General features: G+C 71.2%; 14 protein-coding genes and 2 pseudogenes. 4 read left to right on the forward strand and 12 right to left on the reverse strand.

Annotation, left to right across the window (positions count from 1 at the left end):
• Positions 1-67 precede the first annotated feature (67 nt).
• Positions 68-856: an SGNH/GDSL hydrolase family protein gene (locus tag OG202_RS45720; RefSeq protein WP_328224631.1), complete on the reverse strand. Its 789-nt coding sequence runs from the start codon at positions 854-856 to the stop codon at positions 68-70.
• On the opposite strand from OG202_RS45720, the gene OG202_RS45725 reads away from it, so the two are divergent.
• Positions 855-1,031 (forward strand): hypothetical protein, encoded by a 177-nt coding sequence (locus OG202_RS45725; RefSeq protein WP_326573613.1) that lies wholly within the window; start codon positions 855-857, stop codon positions 1,029-1,031. The two genes, OG202_RS45720 and OG202_RS45725, sit on opposite strands and share 2 nt — an antisense overlap.
• Positions 1,032-1,248: 217 nt before the next feature.
• Here OG202_RS45725 and OG202_RS45730 read toward each other — a convergent pair whose 3' ends face one another.
• The 3 genes from OG202_RS45730 to OG202_RS45740 form a co-directional block, all read right to left on the reverse strand.
• Positions 1,249-2,154 carry a trypsin-like serine peptidase gene (locus OG202_RS45730; protein WP_326573612.1) on the reverse strand — a complete coding sequence of 302 codons (906 nt, stop codon included), beginning with the start codon at positions 2,152-2,154 and terminating at the stop codon, positions 1,249-1,251.
• A 937-nt stretch (positions 2,155-3,091) separates the two neighbouring features.
• Positions 3,092-4,030 (reverse strand): sigma-70 family RNA polymerase sigma factor, encoded by a 939-nt coding sequence (locus OG202_RS45735; RefSeq protein WP_328224632.1) that lies wholly within the window; start codon positions 4,028-4,030, stop codon positions 3,092-3,094.
• 10 nt (positions 4,031-4,040) lie between these two features.
• Positions 4,041-5,231 carry an NAD(P)/FAD-dependent oxidoreductase gene (locus tag OG202_RS45740; protein ID WP_326573610.1) on the reverse strand — a complete coding sequence of 397 codons (1,191 nt, stop codon included), beginning with the start codon at positions 5,229-5,231 and terminating at the stop codon, positions 4,041-4,043.
• An 828-nt stretch (positions 5,232-6,059) separates the two neighbouring features.
• Between OG202_RS45740 and OG202_RS45745 the strand changes: the two genes are divergently transcribed.
• A complete protein-coding gene (locus OG202_RS45745) occupies positions 6,060-6,521 on the forward strand; it encodes a pyridoxamine 5'-phosphate oxidase family protein (RefSeq protein ID WP_328224633.1) in 462 nt (153 codons plus the stop codon).
• A gap of 282 nt (positions 6,522-6,803) precedes the next feature.
• Here the strand turns inward: OG202_RS45745 and OG202_RS45750 are convergent, their stop codons facing one another.
• From OG202_RS45750 to OG202_RS45770, 5 genes and pseudogenes are all read right to left on the reverse strand, one after another.
• A complete protein-coding gene (locus tag OG202_RS45750; RefSeq protein WP_328224797.1) occupies positions 6,804-7,385 on the reverse strand; it encodes a TetR/AcrR family transcriptional regulator in 582 nt (193 codons plus the stop codon).
• Positions 7,386-7,777: 392 nt separating this feature from the next.
• Positions 7,778-8,518: a VOC family protein gene (locus OG202_RS45755; RefSeq protein ID WP_327726248.1), complete on the reverse strand. Its 741-nt coding sequence runs from the start codon at positions 8,516-8,518 to the stop codon at positions 7,778-7,780.
• Positions 8,519-8,668: 150 nt separating this feature from the next.
• A pseudogene (locus OG202_RS45760) lies at positions 8,669-9,074 on the reverse strand (DUF1062 domain-containing protein); the annotation flags it as partial.
• A 96-nt stretch (positions 9,075-9,170) separates the two neighbouring features.
• On the reverse strand, positions 9,171-10,169 hold the full coding sequence (gene gap, locus OG202_RS45765; protein ID WP_327726247.1) for a type I glyceraldehyde-3-phosphate dehydrogenase: 999 nt from the start codon (positions 10,167-10,169) through the stop codon (positions 9,171-9,173).
• Between the two features lie 128 nt (positions 10,170-10,297).
• Positions 10,298-11,254, reverse strand: a complete 957-nt coding sequence (locus OG202_RS45770) for a GlxA family transcriptional regulator (RefSeq protein WP_326573606.1) — start codon at positions 11,252-11,254, stop codon at positions 10,298-10,300.
• 271 nt (positions 11,255-11,525) lie between these two features.
• Between OG202_RS45770 and OG202_RS45775 the strand changes: the two genes are divergently transcribed.
• Positions 11,526-12,119, forward strand: coding sequence for an isochorismatase family protein (locus tag OG202_RS45775; RefSeq protein ID WP_327732031.1), 594 nt, complete (start codon positions 11,526-11,528; stop codon positions 12,117-12,119).
• A 431-nt stretch (positions 12,120-12,550) separates the two neighbouring features.
• On the opposite strand, the pseudogene OG202_RS45780 reads toward OG202_RS45775, so the two are convergent.
• Positions 12,551-12,736 (reverse strand): annotated as a pseudogene (locus OG202_RS45780) (response regulator transcription factor); the annotation flags it as partial.
• A gap of 17 nt (positions 12,737-12,753) precedes the next feature.
• Between OG202_RS45780 and OG202_RS45785 the strand changes: the two are divergent.
• Entirely contained in the window at positions 12,754-13,542 is a 789-nt protein-coding gene (locus OG202_RS45785) for an arsenate reductase/protein-tyrosine-phosphatase family protein (RefSeq protein ID WP_327726246.1), read from the forward strand.
• A 55-nt stretch (positions 13,543-13,597) separates the two neighbouring features.
• Here OG202_RS45785 and OG202_RS45790 read toward each other — a convergent pair whose 3' ends face one another.
• Together OG202_RS45790 and OG202_RS45795 are read right to left on the reverse strand one after the other, a co-directional pair.
• Complete coding sequence (locus tag OG202_RS45790) at positions 13,598-14,317, reverse strand: cation transporter (RefSeq protein WP_326573603.1); 720 nt, start codon at positions 14,315-14,317, stop codon at positions 13,598-13,600.
• Entirely contained in the window at positions 14,317-14,652 is a 336-nt protein-coding gene (locus tag OG202_RS45795) for an ArsR/SmtB family transcription factor (RefSeq protein WP_327726245.1), read from the reverse strand. Before OG202_RS45795 ends, OG202_RS45790 begins: the two co-directional genes overlap by 1 nt.
• Positions 14,653-14,973 lie beyond the last annotated feature (321 nt).

Here is a 14,973-nt window from a genome sequence, read left to right on the forward strand (position 1 = left end):
GCCCGGTGAAGCTCTGGACAGCTGAAGCACTGGCCAGGTGAAGCACCGGCCAGCTGAAGCTCCGGACTCAGGCCGCGTCCTGGAGCTTCACCGGTCCCGGCTCCGGCCTCTTCGCCGAGCAGCCGTCGCCCGACGAACGTCCGCGCAGTCGCCGCCACAGCCACGGTCCGAGGAAGTCCACGGCCCAGCGCACCTCGGCGCCGACGGCCCGCAGGGCGGGGACGCGAGGCCGCGGGGGCAGCGCTTCCGCCCAGGTGTCGTGACCCGGCAGACCGAGCGTGTGGGCCATGCCGGAGGCGATGCGCGCGTGACCCAGCGGGCTCGCGTGCAGCCGGTCGTCGGCCCAGAGACGGGGATCGGTGGTGACGGGGTGGGCGAAGACGTCCAGGACGGTCACGCCGTGCCGCTCCGCGGTCTCACACAGGCGGGCGTTGAGGTCGAGGATGCGGGGGAGCACCCGGCGCGCGAGTGGCGACACCTTCCCCAGGTCGGGGAAGGTCACGGTGGCCACCCGCGCTCCCGACGCGGTGAGACGGGCGAACATCTCCTCGATGTCGGCGATGACCGACGCGGCGTCGAACCCGGAGCGCACCAGGTCGTTCATACCGGCCATGACCGTCACGAGGTCCGGCTTCAACTCCAGTGCCGGTCCGAGCTGTTCGGCCCTGATCCGGGCGGCCGTCTTGCCGCGTACGGCGAGGTTGGCGTACGCGAGACTCGGCTGGTGCCCGGCCAGGACTTCGGCAAGCCGGTCGGCCCAGCCTCTGTGCCCGCCCGCGGGGTCGGGGTCGCCGAGGCCTTCCGTCAGGCTGTCGCCGATCGCCACGTAGCGCGTGTAGGGGTGCGGAGCGGTCATGGAGAGAAGTCTTCCATCGATGTGCTGCCTCGCCGGTGGCCGCCCCCGCCGCCTGTGTGCGGTGCGGGAGGTTGCCGACGAGGTGTTCGCCGCCTGCTTCTCCGCCCTGCCCGACGCGGACCGGGCAACCCTGCTCGACCTGCTGCAGCGCTTCACCGCAGAACGCGACACGTAGCCCCGGACCCGACGTCCAGGCACAACCTCACACGACCGTCCGTTGAGCGACCGCCTCGGCGCCGGCCGAAACAGACGCCCGGCAGGCGCCTCGGCCCCACCTGTCGACCACGGACTGTTCCGTGCTGCAACGCAGCTACAGGGCCAGGAGAAGTCGCCATGACACGGGTCCCGGGCCCGGGACGGCACGCCACACCCGCCCGCCGGAGCCCCGGTGCTCAGCCGCGCCGGGCGGCGTCGTAGACGGCTCGCGCGGTCTTGTCGAGCGTCGGCCCGTACATCGGGGTGCCGCCGTCGCGCTCGCCGTGGCTGTTGACCGACACCACGGTCCCCTTGCCGGTGTAGGAGTTGAAGCCGGCGAGCCAGGGACCGCCGCTCGCGCCGCCGCCGAGATCGCACGGGACGCGCTGCTCGCCTTCGGGGGCGCGCTGAGAGGTACCGGCGCAGTACAGCAGCTGCTCGCCCCGCTGGGGCGTGGTCGCCGGATAGCCGAAGGCGGTGACCCGCACACCGGCCGGACGGTCGAAGGCGATGCTCTGCGCTCCCACCGCGTCGGTGAGCCGCTTCCCCTTGGCCGGGGTGGCGACGACCATCGCCGCGACGTCGTTGACCGTGTCCTCGACCCAGGTGCGCGGTGTCATGGTCGCCTTGACGGCATAGCGGCCGTACGGCGCCTTGCCCTTGGCGTAGCCGGGGACGAAGACGATGTCGCCGTAGGTGTTGACGGGCGAGGAGCCGAGGCGCGCGCAGTGAGCGGCAGTCATGATCACTGAGCCGTTGTCGCTGGTGACGGCGCTGGCCGTGCACCAGGTGTCCTGCCCCTTCGAGTTGACGAAGAAGAGCCGGCCGATGCTGGGGATGCCCTTGCCGGTCCAGGTCTTGCTGAGCGGTCCGGTCGGTCCCACGTCGACGGTGCGGCCGACCTGCTTCATGCGCGCGGGCGTCCAGTACGAGAGGGCGGCGGCCAACTCCGCCGCCGTGTAGGTGACCGTACTGACCTGCCCGGTTCCGGCGGCGGCCGCCGCGGGTGAGGTCGGGGCCGCCAGAGGGCCGGCCAGGGCCAGCAGGACGGTGGCGAGACCGGAGACGGTGCGGCGCGCGCCTCGGGACGGGCTGGGCGACATGGGTGTCCTCTCGGATGATCGGGATCGGGATCGGGATCGGGATCGGGCCATCACCCGGAAGGATGCGATTCTGGCGAGTGGGGTGCATCCGCCGTCTGATCTTTCGTTGCCACGGCCCACGGCCCACGGCCCACGGCCCACGGCCCACGGCCCACGGCCCACGGCCCACGGCCCACGGCCCACGGCCCACGGCCCACGGCCCACGGCCCACGGCCCACGACCCACGACCCACGACCCACGACCCACGACCCACGACCCACGGCCCACGGCCCACGGCCCACGGCCCACGGCCCACGACCCACGGCCCTCTCGTCCCGGGGTGACGTTCCCACCCTCCCGGCCCTCACTTCGAAGCTGCGAAGACCCCCATCCGCATAGGCAGCCGAGTGCAGGCACCCTGCCGGCCTGGTCCGCGCATCACGGACACGACGGCGTGCTGCTCGACTCGGGCCGTGGCCGCCCGCGCTGCGAGGACCCGCAGGTCGGCCGCCGTGCCCGTCGTCTCGCGGTCGCGGGCCCACTCGACGCTGTGACGCCGTACGTCTCGCCGGAATGGCGCGGTACGACCACCGAGCGGTAACTGCACGAGACCGGGACCACTGCGAAGGCGAAGCCGCGTACGGCGTCGTCGGTGGCTGTCGGCGGTCCTGACGGCTCCGCGTGCTCGGCGAGCACGCGGTACAGGGCGTGCGGCCCACCCCGAGATCCCGCGCGATGTCCGTGAGGACTGGGGCGGGGTTCGCACGACAGCGGGTCAGGACGACGGCAAGGGTGTCCTCGTCGGCCGCTCCCGCGCGGTCGACGAACCCCATCAGCGGGTAGTGACCGTAGATTCGGAGACCGACGTGCTTCGGCCCCCGTGCTGCTGTGCGGCGCGAGGGCTCAACGAGTGCTGTCCCAACTCCTACTCTCAGGCCACTGGATTTTGGTGGCTCTGTCACCATGCGTTGATGACCGGAGCGTCGGGCGCGTGCTGCCGCCAAGCCGTGTTGAGGCGCGCGAGGCGGTCCGCGGCGGCGATGCCGCGCAGGGACGCGACCTTGCCGTCACTGATTTCGAACGCCACGGCGCCCACGATCCGGCCGTCGATCACGGCGAGGACGGCCGGGGAGCCGTTGACCAGCGCGATATGGAGCGCGGGCGAGCCGCCGGCCAGCCGCCGCTTCGCCGGGGTGGGCTTGAAGCCGGCCCGTACGTAGGAGGCGACCCGCTCGCGCGTCCTGTACCGCAGCAGCCGCCTGGCCAGTCCGGCGCCGTCCGAGACCGCGGTCACGTCGTCGGTCAGCAGAGCCACCAGCCGTTCGGTGCGCCCGGATGTGGCGGCGACGAGGAACTCCTCGACGACCCGGCGCGCGGCCGCGGGGTCGGCCTCGCCGCTGCGGTGGCGCTCGGCGGCGACCCGAATCCGGGCCCGGTGAACATGCTGCTGGCTCGCGGACTCGGTGATGTCGAGGATCCCGGCGATCTCGGCGTGGGGGTAGGAGAAGGCCTCACGCAGGACGTAGACGGCCCGCTCGACTGGTGAGAGGCGCTCCATGAGGGTCAGTACGGCCAAGGACACCGATTCGCGCTGCTCGAAGGTGTCGGCCGGGCCCAGCATCGGGTCGCCCTCGAGGAGTGGCTCGGGCAGCCAGTCTCCGGCCGCCCGCTCGTGGCGCGCCTGCGCCGAGCGGAGCCGGTCGAGGCAGAGATTGGTGACGACCTTGGTCAGCCACGCTTCCGGCACCTCGACCCGTTTGCGGTCTGCGGCCTGCCAGCGCAGGAACGTGTCCTGCACGGCGTCCTCGGCGTCGGCGGCCGAGCCGAGCAGACGGTACGCGAGCGAGGCCAGCCGGCCCCGGCTGGCCTCGAACCGATCGATGGCGACGCTCTCCACGCGGAACAGCCTATGCAGAGACACTCACACCGGCCCGGTCCGGTGCGGCTGCCAGGCGTCGCTTGTGCTTCGGCATGCCGAAGGTCGGGTGGGCGATGCCCCACCCGGCCCCCTTGAGCACGCCCGACTTGAGCCGCGCGGCGGTCCGGCCGCCCAGGTACCAGGACTTCGACAGGGCGTCCCCGTCCACCATCTGGAAGATCGCGTCCCGCCGCCCGAGGCTGATGTGGTTGCCGTGGTACTTCAGCTCAAGGGTCGGGACCTCACCCCCCGTCAGGCGTGCGATGATCGCGGCGGTCGCCTGCATGTTGGTGAGGCCGGCCGAGGCGCAGGACATCGGCAGCGGTCGGCCGTTCTCACCGATCGCGTTGGCGCAGTCACCGGCGGCGTAGACATCCGGGTGCGAGACCGAGCGCATGGTTCGGTCGACGACGATCTGGCCGGTCTCGGCGACCTCCAGTCCGCTGGCGGCCGCGATGGGGTGCACGGCGAACCCGGCCGACCACACGGTCACGTCGGCCGAGATGGACATACCGCTGGCGGCGATCGCCCGTGTCGGCTCGACGGCTTCGATGCGGGTCTGCTCGTGGACAGTGATGCCGAGCCGGTCGAAGGCCTGGCACAGGTGACGGCGGGCCTTCGGGGAGAGCCAGGCACCCAGCTCGCCGCGGGCGGCGAGCGCGACCGAGAGGTCGGGCCGGGACTCGGCGAACTCGGTGGCGGTTTCGATGCCGGTCAGCCCCTCACCGACGACCAGCACGGTGCCGCCCTCGCCCAGGCCGGCCAGGCGCTCGCGCAGACGCAGCGCCGAGGACCGGCCGGTCACATCGAAGGCGTACTCCGCCACGCCGGGGACGCCATGGTGGGCCACGGAGCTGCCGAGCGCGTAGAGAAGCGTGTCGTATGCGAGCTCGCCGTCGCCGTCCTCGCCGATCACGGCGACGGTCCTGCGCTCGGGGTCGACGCCGGTGACGCGCGCCAGGCGCAGCCGCACCCCGGTGCCCGCGAATACGTCGGCGAGCTTGCGGAACGCGAGGTCCTGGCCGATCGCGAGCTGGTGGAGCCGCATCCGCTCGACGAAGTCGGACTCGGCGTTGACGACGGTGATCTCGGTGTCGGCGGGGGAGAGCCTGCGGGCCAGGTTTCCGGCGGCGAAGGCCCCGGCGTATCCGGCGCCGAGTACGACAATGCGGTGCTTCATGACGTTGCTCCTGTCTCGTTCGCGTGCCCCTTGGACGAGACGGCGCCCCGATTGCTGACAGGAGCCGGGTGTGACGCGGGACACCCAGCCAGGACGAGCGGCTGAGCCTTCCGGCGGGCACTTGGGCCTGCTGCCTCGGGCAGTCGAAACGGGGCGACGGCCGGCTACCGATCGAGATGGCTTCTCCACTGAGCCGACTGCTGTGGATCTCGGCGGCCTGCCCCCGGGCGCACCTCGGAGTTCGACGCCTGCCGACATGACAAGCTCACCCGGAAACTGCGGGAAGCCGGGCTCGGAGCCATCGCCGACCTGGGTTTCGTCGGCCTCGACGACGGCCGCCCCGACGCCGACCCGGCGGTGATCACCGGCTACGGGGCCGCCCGGAACCGGCCCCTGACGCGAGACGCGAGATCAGAAACTGTCCAACACGGCACTGGCGGCCGTCCGGGCATCCGTCGAGCAGGCTTCGCCCACCTCAAGAGCTGGCGCGTCCTCGGCAAGGTACGCACCGCCCCCGCCTGGGCAACCGCCCTGGTCCGGGCTTGGTTTGTTGTAGTCCAACCCGTTCGCGGCCCGTTTACGGCCCGGCCCACCGGCCCAGACGGCCCGGCCCACCGGCCCAGCTGGTCCGCCTGGCGACGCAGCCAGCAGGCGCGATCACGAGTAGTGGGCCATTACCGGAGACCAGTGTGACTGAGCACGTCCGCTGGCCACTCTGAGTACCGAAGTTGGTCGTCCCGAGCCAAAAGTTGAGGGGTTCATCGGTCGCTGGGAGTAGGTCCTGCGCCTCAGGCGCGCTTCGCGCCTGCTTGGCTAGGGTCGGCCCTCATGGAGACCACGGGAATCGTTCGCCGCCAGACGGTGGAGCGTAGGCGCGACGCTCTGAAGCGGCTCGATACCGAGCGGGATGTATGGGTGTCGACGGCTCACCCTGATCACGGGCCGCACCAGGTGCCGCTGTGGTTCTTCTGGGATGGACGAGCAGTGTGGATGTGCACCAGCGCCACTGCCGTGACCGCGCGGAACGTCCGCAAAGAGCCGCGCGTGCGCCTGGCGCTACCGGACACCTTCGACGTGGTGCTCCTCCAGGGTGAGGCGGAGTGCTTCCCGGACCAGGAGGTGCCCGGAGGCGCAGCGGAGGCGTTCGCCGACAAGTTCGGGTGGGATCCACGCGTGGAAGAGGGGTCCTTTCTGTATGTACGAGTGGTCCCGAGGACTGTGCGCGCCTGGCGCGGCGAGCCGGAACTACGCGGGAGAGTCATCATGAGCGACGGGATGTGGCTGGAATAACGGCCGCCCTGGCGGAGGACGCGCCGACGCCGGATCGCGCCCGGCCGTGTCCGCCGCACGCCGACGCGCCTCTCTCGGATCACGATCCAAAGCTGGAGTACTGGGGCGCGTATCGGGTCGTGATCAATGAGCACCGCAGCTTCCGGGGCGGGGGGGGCTCCGTCGGGAGTACGGGGCCGGCGATCTGCGGCTGCGGCGTGTGGGCACGAGTGACCGGAAGCGATGCCGCAGGCACGCAGCGGCTCACGAGGGTCCCGGCTGCGCGCCCGCCGGGACGGTGTGTCAGACCATGGCGAGCCGGTCCACCAGCAGCTCCGTCCTCCGCTCGGTGTCCTCCGGCGGCAGCCGTCCCGCTCGGGTCAGGGTGGCCAGCCCGTGCAGGGCCGCCCAGAACACCTCGGTGAACAGTCCCGGGTGGACGCCGTCCCCGGCGACCTCGCCGAGGCTTTCCAGCAGGTCGGCGAAGGCGTCCTTCAGCGGCTCCGGGGTGTCCTCGTGCGCGAACGCCAGGCCGCCGTCGAGCCGGAACATGGCGTCGTAGACCGCCGGGTAGCGCTCGGCGAAGTCGGGGTAGGTGCGGGCGAGTGCGGTGACCCGGGTGCGAGGGCCGTCCGCGGCGGAGGTCGCGGCCCGCAGCGCCGCGGCCATCTCGGCGGCACCCTCGAGGGCGACGGCGCCGATGATCTCGCGCTTGCCGCGGAAATGGCTGTAGAGGACGGGCTGGCTGTATCCGATGCGCTCGGCGAGCCGGCGGGTGGTGACCGCGTCCCAGCCCTGTTGCTCGGCGAGTTCGCGGGCCGTCGCCACGATGAGGCGCTCGCGGCCCGCCCGTTCGCGCTCCTTGCGTTCCTGACCGAGCGGCAGCGGGCCACCGAAATCCCGGCATCCGGGAAAGCAGCCGCCGCCAAGAGTCCACCTCTGCGATCCCGACAAACTACGCCCCTTGATGACCTGCGCGGCTCTCGTGCTCTTGGCTCTCGGCTCTGGTTCGGGTGAGGTCTTTGATCCAGATCACGAGGCACGCAGGTGAAGCCCGGCGAGGTGGCTTCGCGGCGCCCAGGAACGAAGAAGGCAGCAGCGAAGTCAGCACTTCGGTTGGCGAGTTGAGTGGCGTGGTCGGCGAGCGAGCTGGTCTCGCTCCCGGCACGCACACTCTCGCCGCCCGAACCGACCGAGGCGTCGCAGCCCAGTCCACCCGGGGGCATGGCGCATGAGGACACAAGGTTCACGGGTCGGGGTGTCGTCAAGGTTCCGCGTCAGGAAGGGGCGAGGACGCAGAACTCGTGGCCCTCCGGGTCGGCCAGGCACGTCCACGGGACGTCGCCCTGGCCGAGGTCGAGGTCGGTGGCGCCGAGCGCCCGCAGCCGGGCCACCTCCGCTTCCTGATCGTCACCGGGGTACGGCAGCAGATCGAGATGGACGCGGTCTGGCACCGTCTTCCCGCCGGGCGTGCGGAGGAACTCAAGATACGGGCCGACGCCCTTGGCGGAGCGCAACACCGCATGATCGTCGGTCACCTCGTGCACGGTCCAGTCCATCGCCTCACCCCAGAACCGGGCCATGGCCCGCGGATCCGCGCAGTCGACGACCACCGCGGCGATCGGCCCGGTGTCCCGGTAGACCTCCCGAGGCTCCAGCACGCAGAACTCGTTGCCCTCCGGGTCGGCGAGCACGGTCCACGGCACGTCGCCCTGGCCCACGTGGGCGGGCGTCGCACCGAGAGCCTGGAGGCGCGCGACCAACTCCGCCTGATGGCCCGCAGAGGTGGTGGCGAGATCGAGGTGCACACGGTTCTTTGTCGTCGTCTTGGGTTCCGGGACGGGAACGACGTCGACGCCGACGGCGACCGGATCCGGCCAAACCAGGCCGCCGGCGGGGCCAACGTAGGTGGTCACACCGGGGCTGTACGCACTCCAGCCGAGCGCCTCCGCCCAGAACCGGCCGACAGCCGGGGCATCAAGAGCCTTAATGTTCACCTGAACAGGTCGCAGCGCCATGCCGGCGATCCTAGACGCCCGCTCTGCAACGACATCCGCAGCAATAGTCGACAAGCAGAGATCATTCGCTCACCAGCCGTAGTGCTCAGCCCGCCAACCAGGGCCTGTCCGGCGGAACTTGCCGGACAGGCCGCTGGTCTGGAGGAGGGCTCAGCGCTCTAGCGTGAAGATGAAGTCGCGGGAGAGCTTGCCGCTCAGCCTGACTACCGAAACGAGGCTTCCCTCCGTGATCGGCCTCTCGACCTCGGCCCGCGAAAGGCCGCATCGTTCAGCGATCAGTCGCACCGGCCGGAGAGCGATCCGCGCCGCGAAGCGGACCGAGACGTCGATCACCTCGCGTTCCAGGTTGATCGGACCCGCCGGTGTCGAGGCGCCAGGCGCTGTCCCGGTCGAGGGCGATGCGATGACGGCGCCGCACGGCCGGATCCTGGAGCAGTTCGGCTGCCAGGCCAGGGCCGTGGTCATGCAGCCGGTCCAGCAGCTCAGGTCGTACGGAGCGCACGTTCATCCTCTCCAGGACCGTGAGCTTCGTGGTTTCCCCGCAAGCGGTGCTGAGCGGGCGCTCCGGTTGGCCCGACTGGTCGACCAGAGCGCCCAAAGGAAGTACTGCCCGGACCTGTCGCCGGAGATGGGGGACCGCCCCGGCGACAGGTCAGCGGGTGACGAGGAACTCGAGCGTGTCGATCACGCGGTTCGAGAAGCCCCACTCGTTGTCGTACCACGCGACCACCTTGACGTGACGGCCGTCGACGCGGGTGAGTGCCGAGTCGAAGATCGACGAGGCGGGATTGCCCACGATGTCGGACGACACGAGCGGGTCGTCCGAGTACTCGAGGACGCCGGCGAGCGGCCCCTCCGCCGCCGTGCGGTACGCCGCCAGCACGTCGTCGCGCGTCACGTCGCGGGCGACGGTCGTGTTGAGTTCGACGATCGAGCCCACCGGCACCGGTACGCGGATCGAGTCGCCCGACAGCTTGCCCTCGAGGTTCGGCAGCACCAGGCCGATCGCCTTGGCGGCGCCGGTCGTGGTCGGCACGATGTTGACGCCGGCGGCCCGGGCGCGACGGGCGTCGCGGTGCGGACCGTCCTGCAGGTTCTGCTCCTGCGTGTAGGCGTGCACCGTCGTCATGAACCCGTGTTCGATACCGGCGAGTTCATCGAGGACCGCGGCCAGCGGCGCGAGCGCGTTGGTGGTGCAGGAGGCGTTCGAGACGATCGTGTGCACGGCCGGGTCGTAGGCGTCGGTGTTGACCCCGAAGGCGAGCGTGACGTCGGCGCCGTCCGACGGCGCGCTGACGAGTACCTTCTTCGCGCCCGCGTCGAGGTGGGCCCGGGCGGCCTTGGCCGAGGTGAAGCGGCCGGTGGCTTCCAGGACGATGTCGACGCCGAGTTCGGCCCACGGCAGCTGCCCCGGTTCGCGCTCGGCCAGCACCGTGATCCGACGGCCGTCGACGACGAGGGCGTCCCCGTCGACGGTCACCGGGCGCCCGAGCCGGCCGGCCGTACTGTCGTAGGCGAGCAGCCGGGCGAGAGTGGCCGGCTCCGTCAGGTCGTTGACGGCGACGACCTCGAGGGCGCTGTCGCGCTCCAGCAGTGCGCGCAGCACATTGCGTCCGATGCGGCCGAATCCGTTGATGGCGATGCGAGTCATGAGTGATGTCCCTTCCCTTCCCCACCAGGCTCGCCCGCGGCCGGCGCCGCTGACAGTGGCGGGATCGCCACGGTTCAAAAGGATCCCGCCACACCCGCCACACCCGAAACCGCACGGTGCCGGGCGGTTCACTCGCCCCGGGTGAAGGTGCGCCGGTATTCGCTCGGCGTGGTGCCGAGGATGCGCTGGAAGTGCAGGCGCAGGTTCGCGCCGGTGCCGAGCCCGATGTCGGCGGCGATCTGTTCGACGCTGAGCTGCGAGCGCTCGAGCAGTTCGCGGGCCAGGTCGATGCGGGCGCGCATCACCCACTGCATCGGCGTGTAGCCGGTCTCCTCGACGAAACGCCGGGAGAACGTGCGCGGCGACACCCCCGCCTGCCGCGCCAGTATGTCGAGGGTGAGGGGCTCGCCGAGCCGGTGCAGCGCCCACTCGCGGGTGGCGGCGAACCGCTCGCCGAGCGGCTCGGGGACGCTGCGCGGCACGTACTGGGCCTGGCCGCCGCTGCGGTAGGGGGCCGCGACCAGACGCCGGGCCGCGTGGTTGGACGCGGCCACTCCGAGGTCGCCGCGCAGGATGTGCAGGCACAGGTCGATGCCGGAGGCGGCGCCGGCCGAGGTGAGCACGCTGCCCTCGTCGACGAACAGCACGTTCTCGTCGACCTGGACGAGCGGATGCCTGGCCACGAGTGCCCGCGTGTAGTGCCAGTGCGTCGTGGCGCGCCTGCCGTCGAGCAGGCCCGTGGCGGCGAGCGCGAAGGCGCCCGTCGAGATGGCGGCGAGCCGCGCGCCCCGGTCGTGGGCGGCGATCAGTGCCTCGACGACGGCACGTGGCGGGTCGTCGCGGTCCGGGAACCGGTAGCCGGGGACGAAGACGATGTCGGCCCACGCCAGCGTGTCGAGGCCGTGCGCGACGTAGTACGCGAGGCCGTCGCCGCCGGTCACGAGACCGGGTGTCGCCCCGCACACCCGCACCTCGTACGGCATGCTCGCGCGGGTCGTGAAAACCTGCGCGGGAATTCCGACGTCGAGCGGCTTCGCACCCTCGAGCACAAGGACGGCGACGCGATGCAGGTGGGGTGCAGGCACAGGAAGAGGCTACGTGGGACGTGACTTCGATACGTCCACTGCGCGGACCGGGCACACGACACACCGGCCGGGCTGCCCTCCACGTTCCACGTTGGAGTCCACCGCCCGTCCGAGCCGTCGCTCGCACGGCAGGGCCTTCGGCCGGTGCGCATCGTTGCTGCGGTGAAGAACCTGGGCCGTGCGGGTGAGCCCAGCCGCCTTTGTCCCCGGGGGACGAGTGAGGGCCGGTAGAACGCGGGGAGTTGTTCCGTCGTGATGAAGGGTGGTCATGGTGAGCCGAGGCTTGATCGTCGTGGATGTGCAGAACGACTTCTGTGAAGGAGGCAGTATCCCCGTACCGGGCGGCGCGCGGATCGCGACCAAGATCGCCGACCTGGTGGAGCGGACCGCGGGTCGTGACTACCGGTACGTCGTCGCCACCCGCGACCACCACATCGACCCGGGAGGCCACTTCTCCGAGACCCCGGACTTCAAGGAGAGCTTCCCCGTCCACTGCGTCGCAGGAGGCGAAGGCAGCGAGTTCCACCCCCACTTCGCCCCCGCCGTCACCGGCGGAAAGGTCGACGCTGTCTTCTTCAAAGGCGCCCACAGCGCCTCCAAGAGCGGTTTCGAGGGAGCCGACGAAGAAGGAACCCTCCTCGCGGAGTGGCTGCGTGCCCGCGGGGTCGAGGACATCGACGTGGTGGGCATCGCCACGGACCACTGTGTGCGTGCCACCGCGCTGGACGCCGTGAAAGCAGGCTTCCGCGCACGGGTACGCCTCGACTACTCCGTCGGAGTCGCACCGGACACGACAGCCGCAGCCGTGGACGACTTCCACCAGGCAGGTATCGCCGTATCCGGCGAGGCACCGCTGCCGCAGTAGTCCCCGCGTCAGGCCTGGCGCGGACCGGAGCGAACGGTGGTGCGCCCTGCCGCCGAGGAACAGCGACAGAGCGCACTGACGAAGTCTCACGGGCGAGCAGCCGCAACGGTGCCGTTCCCCGGCCCAGGGCGGACCGGGGAGCGCTCGCAGCGCTGCCGGCCGCTCAGCTCGGCTGGTCTCCGGTGCAGCGGAAGACGCCGCCCTTCACCGACTGATCGCCGTACCTCGGGGGGGGATCACGGTACGGGCGAACTGGCCATCGACTTGGTGGTGGTCGTGGTTTCCTCGGTGCGGTTACGGGCGCGCCCCGCAGGAGGTCTCGGGTACCGGGCCGGGGGCGTCAGGGCCGCGGGCACCGTGGCGGTGATGCGGTCGGGGCACCGTCGGACGTCCACCGCGAAGTCGGCAACCACTGCCGGCTGTGAGCCGCTGCGCCGGGCGACCAGGCCGGATTCGTAGGCGAAGACCACGAGTTGGGCCCGGTCGCGGGCACGGAGTTTGGCCATGGCCCGGTTGATGTGGGTCTTCGCGGTCATCGGGCTGATCACCATGCGGTCGGCGATCTGGTCGTTGGACATGCCCCGTGCGGCCAGGGCGACCGCGCCCGCCGTCCTGTTCACATGCACCGGCAACAGTGCCCGTTCCCCGTTCCCCGGTCGCCGAGGCACTGCTGCGTCACCGGACCGACGGTCACGTCGAGGTGGCAAGCGCCGGCAGCCACCCCAAACCCCGCATCCACTCCGACGCCGTACAGGTCCTGCGTGAACATCACGGCATCGACATCTCAGGGCAGCTTCCACGACACCTGGACACCCTGCTCGGGCGACGATTCGACTATGTGATGAGCCTGTGCGACAAGGTCCGCGAGGTCTGCCCCGACTTCGGCGACCAGCCACGGCTGGTCCACTGGAGCATCCCCGACCCCACCGCGGCCACCAGCCCCGACCCGGTCGGCCACCCCGCGTTCGTTCGCACAGCAGCAGATCGACACCAGCATCCGCTACCTGCTGCCGCTGCTCACCCTCACGCCACAGGAGGTTCAGCCGTGACCACGCCCGACCAGTTCGCCAGCGTCCGCTACCTCGTCGACGACGTCCAGGCGGCCATCGACTTCTACACCACCCACCTGGGCTTCACCCTCCGCAGCCACCCCGCCCCCGCCTTCGCCGACGTGACCCGAGGGCCGCTGCGGCTACTGCTGTCCGGCCCGGCCAGCTCCGGCGCCCGCGCCACCCCCAGCGACCTCGGCGCCGGGCGCAACCGCGTCCACCTGACCGTCGACGACCTCGACGCCGAGATCGACCGGCTGCGTGGCGCCGGACTGACCTTCCTCGGCGAAGTGGTCTCGGGCCCCGGCGGGCGTCAGATCCTGCTCACCGACCCCGCCGACAACCTCATCGAACTGTTCGAACCCGCCCGCTGAGTGAAGCGCGTTCACCCCCGCCGCAAGCGAGTCACGGCAGCACTGGAGCTGCCGATCATGTGCAGCAGGCGCACCCGGGACGGCAGCCGCACGCGTCGCTCACCTTGCCCGCGGCCGGAACCGTCGCGGCGGAGGGAGCGCAGCAGCCCTTGCCCTGCCAGGCGTCACGGCCTTCCTTGACGGCGATGGCTGCGATGACGAGGGCGGCCATCGGGTCGGCCCAGGACCAGCCGAGAGTGGCGTTGAGGACCAGGCCGACCAGGAGGACGGCGGAGAGGTAGGTGCACAGCAGAGTCTGCTTGGAGTCGGCGACCGCGCTGGCGGAGCCGAGTTCACGGCCGGCCTTGCGCTGGGCGGCGGACAGGAACGGCATCACGGCCAGGGACAGCGCCGCGATGACGATGCCGGGGATGGAGCGTGCGGCCTCTCCGGTGCCGGTCAGCGCCCGGGCCGCGTCGACGCTGACGTACGCGGCGAGCGCGAAGAAGGAGAGGGCGATGATCCGCAGGGCGGTCTTCTCCCGCGCCTCGCGCACCGCGTGCTCGCGGGCGGAGAACTGCCAGGCGACCGCGGCGGCGGAGGACACCTCGATGACGGAGTCCAGGCCGAAGCCGATCAGCGCGCTGGAGGAGGCGATCGTGCCCGCGGTGATCGCGACGACCGCCTCGATGACGTTGTAGGTGATGGTGGCCGCGACCAGCAGCCGTATGCGCTTCGCCAGCGCGTCTCGGCGGGCCGGGGACGGGGCTGTGCCGATGGATGTCTCCGCGGCCATCAGCAGCAGCCCTTCGTCTCCGCGTCCGGGCAGGTCTTGTCCGCCTCGACGGCCACCACGGCGGTGCGCAGGTGGCCCAGCGCGTGCCCGAGGCGCTCGTCGGCGAGCTCGTAGCGGATACGCCGGCCGACCGGCACTGCGACGACCAGGCCACAGTCGCGCAGGCACGCCAGGTGGTTCGACAGCCGGGTCCGGGAGATCTCCAGGGCGTCGGCGAGGTCGGCGGGATGGGCCGGGGCCTCGCGCAGGGCGAGAAGGATCCGGCAGCGGATCGGGTCGGCGAGGGCGCGGCCGAACCGCGTCAGCACCTCGATGTCGGCGGCGAGAGTCAGCACACCATCGACAGTACATGGAATCCTGAATTCATAGAATGGTGAATCATAGAATGGTGAATCGTCGACTCCCGGAGCACGGGCGCCACGGGAGTGCTGCTCGTCCCGCCCGACGACGCTCGGCTGATCACGAGCCCCTCCTGCCCATCCGGTTGAGCGTCTTCGGCGTGCCCAGCCCGGCCGTTCCGCGCGACCAACTGCTGTTCAACGTCATCGCCGGGTCTGGCGCCCCGTGGCGTTACCGCCACGACGGCGCCCTGCACGGCGACCTCGCCCCGCGCCTGTTTGCCGGGCACGCTGCCCGGCGTCGTCCTCGGCGCTGCC

The sequence above is a fragment of the Streptomyces sp. NBC_00310 genome, assembly GCF_036208085.1.
GTDB lineage: Bacteria > Actinomycetota > Actinomycetes > Streptomycetales > Streptomycetaceae > Streptomyces.

Coding starts and splice junctions, on each gene's coding strand:
- OG202_RS45755 (WP_327726248.1), bottom strand. CDS start 8,518: ATGGCGCTGCGACCTGTTCAGGTGAACATTAAGGCTCTTGATGCCCCG.
- OG202_RS45730 (WP_326573612.1), bottom strand. CDS start 2,154: ATGTCGCCCAGCCCGTCCCGAGGCGCGCGCCGCACCGTCTCCGGTCTC.
- OG202_RS45725 (WP_326573613.1), top strand. CDS start 855: ATGGAGAGAAGTCTTCCATCGATGTGCTGCCTCGCCGGTGGCCGCCCC.
- OG202_RS45740 (WP_326573610.1), bottom strand. CDS start 5,231: ATGAAGCACCGCATTGTCGTACTCGGCGCCGGATACGCCGGGGCCTTC.
- OG202_RS45720 (WP_328224631.1), bottom strand. CDS start 856: ATGACCGCTCCGCACCCCTACACGCGCTACGTGGCGATCGGCGACAGC.
- gap (WP_327726247.1), bottom strand. CDS start 10,169: ATGACTCGCATCGCCATCAACGGATTCGGCCGCATCGGACGCAATGTG.
- OG202_RS45790 (WP_326573603.1), bottom strand. CDS start 14,317: ATGGCCGCGGAGACATCCATCGGCACAGCCCCGTCCCCGGCCCGCCGA.
- OG202_RS45745 (WP_328224633.1), top strand. CDS start 6,060: ATGGAGACCACGGGAATCGTTCGCCGCCAGACGGTGGAGCGTAGGCGC.